At 62.7% G+C, this 1216-nt stretch carries 1 protein-coding gene; it reads right to left on the bottom strand.

All coding sequences use genetic code 11. The features are described 5' to 3' along the window. Positions 1 to 221 precede the first annotated feature (221 nt). Positions 222 to 1216 (bottom strand): IS1380-like element IS1247 family transposase (locus FE811_RS26920; protein WP_140849572.1); only part of this gene is annotated, 995 nt, incomplete at its 5' end.

The following is a 1216-nucleotide window of genomic DNA, read 5'->3' as shown; positions in this document are numbered from 1 at the left end:
CCTGCATTCCCCAAGTGGCGTGTCGTTTGAGGTGAAGATCGCCTGTATCCGAGCGCTAGACAAGGATTTTCTGCCGCAAGCGGCACCTGCGGTCGCGCAGACTGCTGGATCTGGACGGATCAGACCGCGAAGCCGCTGTTTCCTTGCCCAGGGGCGGCGTTTTTCAGCGCAGCGGACAGATCTGTCCAGCCGCTTTCGTTCAGTTTGAGCGTGGATCGCGATCATGCGCATAGCGGTGGCGCTCGCAATCGGCGGATAGCGGCGAGGATGGCGCGTACCATCGTGCCGGTGACAGCGACCTCGGCCAGCTGGAAGGTGATGGTGCGGGCGTGACGGACCACACGTGCCCCGATCTTGATCAGCTTCAGTTGCAGGCTGGTCAACGACCAGTCGGCCATGGCCTCGGGCAGCTCGATGCAGTGCAAGAAGGTGGCCAGGTTGTACGCCAGGGCGTGCAGTTGCAGCCGCACCTCATTGTCGCGGAACTTCCGGCACGACAGCCGCGTCCAGCGAAAGGCGTATTTGCCCTCTTTGATGTGCTGCTCGGCGGTGCCGCGCTGGTTGTAGAACCGCACCACCCAGTCCGGCTCCATCGGCAGGTTGGTGACGATGAAGCCGACACGCGGGAACAGTTCGCCCGGATGCCATTCGATCTTGGCGATCACCCGGCGTTCCTTGTCCCAGGACGCCGCCTGATACTCGAATTCCTCGAAGAACCGCTTGACCTTGGTCAGTGACGGCCGCCCGACAGGGCGCGTTAGCCGATGCGCGATCTTGTCCTTGAGGACCGCGTTTGCGGGCAGCCGGATGGCGTAGAAGAACCGCGCTTCTTCCAATCGCTCATAGATCGCCGGGATCGCGTAGGCAGCATCGGCCCGGAAGAACCTGCCACCAAGGTCGCGCTCCGCGTAGCGCGCAATGACGGGGTCGAGAACATCACGCCAGCCATCGGCGCTGTGGACGTTGCCATGGCGCAGGGCGCAGCGTTCCAGCATCCCGAACTGGTTGAACAGAAAGTTGGGGTGATAGCAGCTACAGTCGAAATGGCCATTCCAGGCAGACCCTTCCTGGTCGCCATGGGTCGGGCTGACCGAGCTGTCCATGTCCAGAACGATGTACTTCAGCCCGTTACGGTCATGGAACCGGTCGATCCATTGCCCGTTCAGGTCGGCCAGCGCGGCACGGTTCCCGGCCAGAGCCAGCGTCTCGGTCTCGA

It is taken from the genome of Paracoccus sp. FO-3 (assembly GCF_006386455.1).
GTDB classification, from domain to species: Bacteria; Pseudomonadota; Alphaproteobacteria; order Rhodobacterales; family Rhodobacteraceae; genus Paracoccus; species Paracoccus versutus.
Note: the sequence above shows the minus strand (reverse complement) of the source record. Positions and strands in the feature narration are given on the sequence as shown.